This is a genomic window from Streptomyces caeni, assembly GCF_042678285.1.
Classification (GTDB): Bacteria; Actinomycetota; Actinomycetes; order Streptomycetales; family Streptomycetaceae; genus Streptomyces; species Streptomyces caeni.
On sequence record NZ_JBHUDX010000030.1, the window covers coordinates 228,680 to 237,510 of the forward strand.

Genomic DNA, 8,831 nt, shown 5'->3' on the forward strand with positions numbered 1-8,831 from the left:
GTGCCACCGCGCCGCCCGCGCCGCGAGGTCCCGCACCCCCATCCGGAAGGAGCACGCGATGTCGGACGAACACGCACCCGTTCTACTGCCGGGAGGAGGCTGGCGGCTGTGGGAGCAGTTCGCGCTGCGCGGCCCCGGCTTCCCCGCCGACGGGGTGCTGCGCCTCGCGCCGCCCGGACTGGCCGAGGCCGCCGACAAGTTCGGCCCCGGCACCGACCTGTCCGGTCCCGAGTGGCGGGCCTTCACCGCGGAGCTGTCCGAGGCCGCCGTCCGCACCGCCCGCCGGCTGCAGGAGGTCGCCGGGCAGCCCCGCTTCCAGGCGGCCCTCGCCTGGCAGAACCCCGCCGTCCTGCGCACCGGCATCGCCCCGTTCCTGCGCTGGACGCCGGGGGTGGACAGCCGCAGCAGCATGCCGCGCCAGCGTGAGGAACTCGTCGCGCACTACTGGCAGCGGTTCTGCGTGAAGAACGACACCATCGGGTTCTTCGGCCCGGTCGGCTGGGGCCGCTGGGACACGTCCGCACCGGACGCCGTCACCGTGGATCCCGGGCACGGCTTCCTCGCCGCGCAGGAGGTGTACTTCTCCGGCTGGGCCATCGACGCCCTGGCCAAGGTACTGGCCGAGGACCGCGACCTGATGCGCTGGATCCCGCCGCGCCGGGTGTCGTTGGCGCGGTGCGCGGACGGCACGGTACGTGTCCCGGGGCGTCCCGCGCAGCCGGTCGGCGCACGCCAGATGGCCGTGCTGCAACGGTGCGACGGCACCCGGCACACCGGTGTCATCGCCGCCGAGCTCGGCCTCGACGCCGCTGAAGTGGCCGAGATCGTAACCGAGTTGGTGCGCCGCCGCTGGGTGCACTGGCGGCTGGAGGTGCCCGCGGCCACGCATCCCGACCGCGCCCTGCGGCGCATCCTGGAACGCGTCCCCGACGAGGCGGTACGGCAGCGCGCGCTGGCGAAACTCGCCGTCCTGGAACGCGGCCGGGACGCGGTGCGCGCGGCCGGCTCCGACGCCACCGCGCTGACCGCCGCGATCACCGCTCTGGAAACCGACTTCGCCGCGCTCACCGACAGCGAGGCCCAGCGCGCCAAGGGCGAACGCACCGCGCCCTGCCGGGGGTTGGTGTACTGCGACGCGCGCCGCTCCGCCACCGCCACAGCCGGCGCCGGGCTGCTCGCCCACCTGGAGCCCCTCCAGCTGTGCCTGACGGCCGCCCGCTGGATGACGAACCGCTTCGCCGGCGCCGTCCGTGCCCGCCTGCGCACCGTGTACGACCGCCTGCACGCCGACGGGGAGCCTGTGGACCTGTGCACCCTGTGGCTGAACACCCTGCCCTCTCCGCACCCCGAGGCCGGCGACCTCATCGACGCCGTGCAGGCGGAACTGCGCACCAAGTGGGCCCGCATCCTCGACCTTCCTCCGGGGGCGCGCCGGGTACGGCGGACCAGCGCCGAACTGGCAGAGGCGGTGCGCCGGGAGTTCGACGAGCCGGGCGACGGCTGGTCGCTGGCGCGGTACTTCAGCCCCGACGTGCTGGTCGTCGCGGAGGACGAGGCCGCGCTGGCCCGCGCCGACGTCGAACTCGTCCTCGGCGAGATGCACTGCGCGCTGAACACCATGGGCGCCTCCCTGTTCGTGTACCAGCACCCCGACCGCGGCCGGCTCATCGCCGAGACCACCCGGGACTTCCCCGCGCCCCGGCTGCTGCCCATGCTTCCCAAGGAACTGCCCCTGAAGTGGTCCACCCGCAGCCGCCCTTCGCTGGATCGGCCCGAGGACCACTACGTGGCCGTGGTCGACCAGACCGGCGACCCGCACCGCCCCCGCACCGTTTTGGGCTCGGACGTCCGGGTGACCGACCGGGGAGACGGCCGGCTGGTCGCCGTCCTGCCCGACGGCACCACCCACGACCTGCTCGACGTGTACGCCAACGCCCTCACCCAGCGTGTCATGGACCGCTTCACCCTGCGCCCGGAGGGCGATCACACCCCGCGCATCACCGTCGACCGCATGGTGGTGGCCCGGGAGACCTGGCAACTGCCCGTCGCGGAGGTGGACTTCGCCGACGAGAAGGACGAGGCCGCCCGTTTCGTCCGGGCCCGGCACTGGCGGCAGCGGCATGAACTCCCGCGCTTCGTGTTCGTCGTGTCCCCGACCGAACCCCGCCCGTTCTACGTCGACTTCGACAGCCCGGTGTACGTCACCATCCTTGCCAAGGCCGCCCGCAGGCTCGCCCGCAAGGACGCAGGGGCACGGCTGAAGGTGAGCGAGATGCTGCCCACGCCCGAGCAGGCGTGGCTCACCGACGACGAAGGGCACCGCCACACGTCGGAGTTGCGGTTCGTGGCCGTCGACCAGACAGTCACCGGAGCGGGCGGCCAGAGCGCCACCGGCGCGGGGGAGTCCCGATGCGCACGGTAGCCGACGACATCGCCGCGCACGCCGCCCGCCACCCGGAGCGGATCGCGCTGGAGACCCCCACCGGCGAGACGACGTACGGCCGGCTCGCCGCCCGTGTCGAGGAACTGACCCGGCTCCTGCGGTCCCACGGCGTGGGACCGGAGACGGTGTGCGCCGTCGCCGTCGAGCACGGCGCCGACGCCGTGGCGGCCATGGCCGCGGTCCTGCGCTGCGGAGCCGCTTTCCTCGCCCTGGACGTGGGCCAGCCCCGCGACCGCCTGGCAGCCTTCGTGCGCAGCGCGGGCGCCCGTCTGCTGCTGACCGGCACCGGGCACGCCCGCGTCCCGAACCTCGAGGTGCCCACCGTGCCGCTGGACGAGCCCGCGCCCACGGCCGCCGCACCACCGCCACCGGTCGAGCCCCGGTCCCTCGCCTACGTCAGCCACACCTCCGGCAGCACCGGAGAGCCCCAGGCCGTCCTGGTCGAGCACCAGGCTCTGGACGCCTACCTGCGCGACACCGCACGCGCCTTCGGCCTCGGCCCGGACACCGTCGCCCTCCAGACGGCGCCGCTCGGTTACGACGCCTCGATACGCGACACCTTCGCACCGCTGCTCGCCGGCGCCCGCGTGGTGATCGTGGAGCGGGCCCGGGTGCTGCGCCCCGACGCGTTCGCCCGCACCGTGCGCGACCACCGGGTGACGGCGCTGCTCAGCGTCACCCCGTCCTTCCTCTCGCACCTGGCCGGACAGCCGGGGCTCGACGATCCGCTGGCCGGGGTCACGCTGGTCGCCTCCAGCGGGGAGTCGCTGCGGCCGTTCCTCGCCGCAGGCGGGCGCACGCTCGTGCCCGGCCGGCTCGTCAACCAGTACGGCCCGACGGAGTGCACCATGACCACCACCCGCCACAACGTCCCCGCCGACCCCGACCCGTCCGCCGACCTCGTGGGTGCGCCCCGGGCGGGCACCCTCGTGCGGATCCTGGACGCGGACCTCGCACCGGTCCCGGACGGCGCCGTGGGCGAGGTGTACATCGGTGGGGCGGGCGTGGCCCGCGGCTACGGCGGACGGCCGTCCCGCACGGCCGGGTGTTTCCTCCCCGACCCCCTCGGGCCGCCCGGCGCCCGCCTCTACCGCACCGGCGATCTCGGCTGGTGGGGCCCGGAAGGACTTCACTACGCCGGCCGCACGGACCGGCAGGTCAAGATCCGCGGTTACCGCGTGGACCCCGCCGAGATCGAGGGGGCGCTGCTGGCCTTTCCGGGCGTCACCGGCGCCGTGGTCGTGCCGCACACAGATGACCGGGGTCGTGTGTACCTGCTCGCCCATGTCACCGGCGACCTGGCCGCGACGGCGGACGCGGCGCTGCGCGCCCATCTGTTCCGGTCGCTGCCGCCCCATCTGATGCCCCGCCGCTTCCAGCGCCACGACACGCTGCCCACGAACCGGGCCGGCAAGGCGGACCGCCGCGCTCTGGTCGCCGGGGGGACGGCATGACCACCACCGGCCTGCGGCTGCCGACGGCCGGAGCGCCCCGCGGCACCGGCACCGATGCCGTCGGCGGCGCCGCAGTGGTCGCTGCCGACCCGGATACCGTCCCTGCGGGGGCCGATGTGGTTGCCGCCGCGGCCCGGATCGCCCCGTACGTCGTCCGCACACCGCTGCTGCCCGGCCCGGTGACCGGGGTGTGTGGGGCCGCATTGCTGCTGAAGGCCGAAAACCTGCAGACCGGCGGCTCGTTCAAGATGCGCGGTGCCGCGAACGCCGTCCTGGCCCTCGGCGCCGACCGGGTCGTCACGGGGTCCTCCGGGAACCACGGCATCGCCCTCGCCCACCTCGCCCGCTCGCTCGGCATCCGGCTGACCGTCGTCCTCGCGGCGGGGGCGGCCCCCGCCAAGGCCGCCGCGATCCGGTCACTCGGCGCCGAGACCGTCCAGGCGGGCGCAGGCGTGTTTGAGCGGGAGGAACGCGCCCGGGCGCTCGCGAGCGAGACCGGCGCCCTCCTCGTCCCGTCCTCCGACCACCCCTTGGTCATCGCGGGGCAGGGCACCGCCGGCGCAGAACTGCTCGCCGACGCACGGGAGACCGACACGGTCTACGTCCCGACCGGCGGCGGCGGACTCCTGGCGGGAGTCTGCCTCGCCGCCGAGGGCCGACCGGTCCGGGTGGTCGGCGTCGAACCCGCCCTCACCCCCCGCTACGCCCGCTCCCTGGCCGCGGGCCACCCCGTCCGGCTCCCGGCCTCCGCGACCGTCGCGGACGGGCTGCGGGGGCAGCACCCCGGACGGGTCCCGTATCCGATCATCCGTGACCGCGTCGACGACCTGATCGCCGTCGGCGACGCCGAGATCCTCGCCGCCACCGCGCTGCTGCGCCGGCACGGCGTCGACGCCGAACCCAGCGGAGCCGTCGCCCTGGCCGGAGCGCTGCGGGCCGACCGCTGCGAACGGGCCGTGGCCATCGTCTCGGGCGGCAACACTCCCGCCCGCCTGCACGCCCTGTACCACGCCCCCACCGGATTCCCCACGAAGGAGCACACGCCATGACACAGAACACCGCCACCGTCGCCTCGACCGGCACGCTCGACCTGCTCGTCGGCATCTTCCGGGAGGTCCTCGGTCTGCCGGACCTCGGTGCGGACACCGACTTCTACGAGGCGGGCGGCGACTCGCTCACCGCGTTCCAGATCACCGGGCGCCTCCAGGAACACCTCGGCGCGGATGTTCCGGTCTCCCTGGTCTTCGCCTATCCCACCCCGCGTGACCTGGCCGAGGTCGTCGACGCCGACTACGGCACCGCCTGACCACCGCGTCTGCGCACCGTCCGTCCGTCCCCGCTCGCCAAGGAGTGCCGTGCCATGACCGAAGACCTCGTGCCGTCCCTCGGCCGGTGGCGGCTGTGGGAGCAGTTCGCCCTGCGCGGGCCGGGATTCCCCGCCGACGGAGTGCTGCGCCTGGCCCCGGCGGGTCTCGCCGAGGCGGCGGACAAGTTCGCCGCAGGCGATCCCCTCGGCGGGGCCGCCTGGGAGGACTTCGCGCGCCTGTTCTCCGAGACGGCCGCCAAGACCGCGCGCACCCTCCAGGACATCGCCCGCATGCCGTCCTTCCGGAAGGCGGTGGCCTGGCAGAACCGCCCCGTCCTCGCCTCCGGCATCGCCCCGTTCCTGCGCTGGACGCCGGGGGTGGACAGCCGCAGCAGCATGCCGCGCCAGCGTGAGGAGCTTGTCGCGCACTACTGGCAGCGGTTCTGTGTGAAGAACGACACCATCGGGTTCTTCGGCCCGGTCGGCTGGGGCCGCTGGGACGCGGCAGCGCCCGGTGCCGTCGTTGATCCGGGGTTCGGCTTGATCGCCGATTCCACTGTCTACTGGGCGAGTTGGGGTGTCGACGCGTTGGCGAGGACTTTGGACGCCGATCCTGCTCTGCGCGAGTGGATCGCGCCCCGGCGGGTGCCCTTCGTGGCGCTGGACGGCGATCGGGTCCGGGTGCCTGGCCGGCGGTCGGTGACCGTTTCTGCCGAGGCGGCGGCGGTCCTTGCCCGATGCGACGGTGTCAGGCCGGCGCGGTCGATTGCTGTGGACCTGCCCGGCACCGACGTGCCCGCTGTCCTGTCGGACCTGGTCACCCGGCGCTGGGTGGTGTGGCGGCTGGAGATGCCCGCCGGCACCCACCCCGACCGCTCCCTGCGGGCCTGGCTCGACACTGTCGGCGCGCCGCAGCCGCGCCGCCGGGGGCTCGATGCGCTCGACCGGCTGGAGCGGGGGCGCGCGAGGGTGGCCGCGGCCGGCGATGCGGACGCTTTGGTTGAGGCGTTGGCCGAGTTGGAGCGGGACTTCACCGAACTGACCGAGACGGCCGCCGTGCGGGAGAAGTCCGCGTCGACGGCACCTTGCAGGGCGCTGGTGTACTCCGACAGCCGCCGCTCCGCCACCGCCCGCCTCGGCCCGGCCGTGTTCGACGCCCTGCGCCCGCTCCGGCTGCTGATGGACAGTGCCGGCTGGCTGACCGCACGACTGGCCGCGACCGTGACGGCCGAGACGCGTCGCGTCTACGACCGGCTGGCGGCCGAGGGCCCGGTGGACCTCGCGGCTTTCTGGTTCGCGTGCCTGCCGGTGCTGCACGGCGCCGCCCGCACCGCCGCGAGCGAACTCCACAGTGACTTCGCCGCACGCTGGCAGCGCATCCTCGCGGCCCCCGCGGACGTCCGCCGGGTGACCGTACGGTCCGCGGACATCGCGGCCGCGGTACGGCAGGAGTTCGGCGGCATGGGCGGCGGCTGGACGGCGGCCCGCTATCTGAGCCCCGACGTGATGATCGCAGCCGACGGCGCCGCGTCGGTGGCCCGGGGCGACTTCACCCTCGTCCTTGGCGAACTGCACCTGGCCGCCAACACATTGGGCGCGTCCTTGTTCACCCACCAGCACCCGGACATCGCCGAGCTGATCGCGCTCACCGACCGAGACCACCCCGGCCCGCGCCTCACGCCGCTGATCCCCAAGGAGCACCGGGCACGCCTGTCCGTGCGGGTCCGCCACGCGCTCCTACGGCCGCAGGACCATCAGGTGGCCCTCACCGACTTCACCGCGGATCCCGCAGGTCCCCGGATCGTGCGCAGTGCCGACTCCCGGGTCGAGGAACGCGACGGCGCCCTCGTCGTCCGGCTCCCCGACGGTTCGCTCTTCCCGGCGGTGGACGTCTTCTCCCATGTCCTGACCACCTTGTCGATGGACCTCTTCCAGCTCCTCCCGCCGGCGGACCACACCCCCCGGGTCACTGTCGACCGGATGGTCGTCGCCCGGGAGACCTGGCGACTGCGCGCGGCTGACGCGGAGTTCGCCGAGGACAAGGACGAGGCCAGGCGCTTCGTCCGCGCCCGGCACTGGCGCGCGCAACTCGGCCTGCCGCGCTATGTGTTCGTCGTCTCCCCGGCCGAGCCCCGCCCGTTCTACGCCGACTTCGACAGCCCCGTCTACGTCACCATCCTGGCCAAGGCGCTGCGCCGTGCGGCCCGCAAGGACCCGACGGCCACGGTCACCTTCACGGAAATGCTGCCCACCCCGGAACAGACCTGGCTCACGGACGACGAAGGCCGGCGCTACACGTCGGAGCTGAGATTCGTCGCCTTCGACACGGACGGAGCGCCGTCGGCCTGCGAGACCAGTTCAGGCGGGTGACCGACGGCTCGCACGGGCCGGCCGCCCTTGCCCATGGCCTTGGGCGTGTACGGCCTCCCGAGCCCGCCGGGTGCGCCGATGCGGGTCCGCGCGGTCCCGTCTCCGGTGGCCGGCGCACGGGCGGTCGCCGCGACCCGGACCACGGCGTGGCGGCGGAAGCGGTGCACACCGCCGGAGCAACGCCGCAGAGCCGCCTGGGCGGGCGGTTTTGGGCGCTGCTCCGGCGCCCGGGACCACCTGGTCGGAGCTGGCACCGAGTGGCGCGCGGTCCGCTCTGCGGCGGCCCGGGCGACGGCATTCGCTCCTGCACCGCTCGCGCGGGAATGCCACTGAACCGCAGCGCTCGTGTCGGCGGGCCGCCGCCGGTCCCTCAGCGCCCCGTCCGCGTCACGCCCTTCCAGGCCAGCGGGAGCAGTCCCGCCGCCACGGCGATCTTCAGGGCGTCGGTGACGAGGAACGGGGTGACGCCCTGGGCGACAGCCCGTGTCGGGCCGAGGCCGGCGGCCATGGCCAGCCAGGTCGCTCCGACCAGGTAGACGACCGTGTTGCCGAGTGCCATGAGGCCGATGGTGCCTACGACGCTGCGGTCGTTTCCGCGGCGGGCGAGTTCGCCGACGAGCGCGGCTGCGAGGACGAAGCCGATGACGTAGCCGAAGGCCGGGCCGCCCGCGCCGTGGGCGTGGCCCGCGAACCAGGGGACTCCGGCGGTGAGGCTCCCCTCCTACTGTGGAGACCGTGACCGGAGGGATGGTTGGGGGTCATGGCATCCAGGAAGCGCGTCTACGACGCTGAGTTCCGTGAGGGGGCGGTGCGGATCGTGACGGAGACCGGGAAGCCGATCCCGGAGGTGGCCGAGGATCTGGGCATCCGTTCCGGGACGCTGCACAGCTGGGTCTCGCGGGCACGGCGCAACGGGTCGCCGTCGTCGGACCGGCTGGTGGCCGAGCCGGCGCCACCACGGCCTCCGGTGTGGGCGAGTGCCTGGTCGTGGACCTCGTTCCCGCTGCAGGCGCCCGCCTGATCCCCCAGCGTTACGGTCACAGCCTGTTCACGGACGGGAGGTGACCAGTGGGGGACATCGATGGTGCCCTTGAGCGGGCCGGCTGGGAGGCGTTCATGCGGGAGCCGTCCAAGGGGCTGAAGGCCCGCATCAATTTTCTGCTGGGGGAGTTGAAGACCTCTAGGTCCTGTCTGGAGTTCGGATCACGAGTGTGGTGCGATGCTTCGGAGCCAGAGCATCGCACCACACAGGTGCAGT

General features: G+C 74.0%; 6 protein-coding genes and 2 pseudogenes. 7 read left to right on the plus strand and 1 reads right to left on the minus strand.

Annotated elements, in window-relative coordinates:
• Positions 1–58: 58 nt before the first annotated feature.
• The 5 genes from ACFSL4_RS13605 to ACFSL4_RS13625 are packed head-to-tail and all read left to right on the plus strand — an operon-like array spanning position 59 to position 7,573.
• Positions 59–2,422, plus strand: a complete 2,364-nt coding sequence (locus tag ACFSL4_RS13605) for a lantibiotic dehydratase (RefSeq protein ID WP_381082128.1) — start codon at positions 59–61, stop codon at positions 2,420–2,422.
• Positions 2,410–3,897, plus strand: a complete 1,488-nt coding sequence (locus tag ACFSL4_RS13610; protein WP_381082131.1) for an amino acid adenylation domain-containing protein — start codon at positions 2,410–2,412, stop codon at positions 3,895–3,897. Before ACFSL4_RS13605 ends, ACFSL4_RS13610 begins: the two co-directional genes overlap by 13 nt.
• A complete protein-coding gene (locus ACFSL4_RS13615) occupies positions 3,894–4,946 on the plus strand; it encodes a threonine ammonia-lyase (RefSeq protein WP_381082134.1) in 1,053 nt (350 codons plus the stop codon). Before ACFSL4_RS13610 ends, ACFSL4_RS13615 begins: the two co-directional genes overlap by 4 nt.
• Positions 4,943–5,203: an acyl carrier protein gene (locus tag ACFSL4_RS13620; protein WP_381082137.1), complete on the plus strand. Its 261-nt coding sequence runs from the start codon at positions 4,943–4,945 to the stop codon at positions 5,201–5,203. The genes ACFSL4_RS13615 and ACFSL4_RS13620 overlap by 4 nt, the downstream gene beginning before the upstream one ends.
• A 54-nt stretch (positions 5,204–5,257) precedes the next feature.
• Entirely contained in the window at positions 5,258–7,573 is a 2,316-nt protein-coding gene (locus ACFSL4_RS13625) for a lantibiotic dehydratase (RefSeq protein ID WP_381082139.1), read from the plus strand.
• 370 nt (positions 7,574–7,943) lie between these two features.
• Here the strand turns inward: ACFSL4_RS13625 and ACFSL4_RS13630 are convergent.
• Positions 7,944–8,267 (minus strand): annotated as a pseudogene (locus ACFSL4_RS13630) (biotin transporter BioY); the annotation flags it as partial.
• Positions 8,268–8,333: 66 nt separating this feature from the next.
• Between ACFSL4_RS13630 and ACFSL4_RS13635 the strand changes: the two are divergent.
• Together ACFSL4_RS13635 and ACFSL4_RS13640 are read left to right on the plus strand one after the other, a co-directional pair.
• Complete coding sequence (locus tag ACFSL4_RS13635; RefSeq protein ID WP_381082141.1) at positions 8,334–8,594, plus strand: transposase; 261 nt, start codon at positions 8,334–8,336, stop codon at positions 8,592–8,594.
• Between the two features lie 47 nt (positions 8,595–8,641).
• Positions 8,642–8,831: pseudogene (locus ACFSL4_RS13640) on the plus strand (hypothetical protein); the annotation flags it as partial.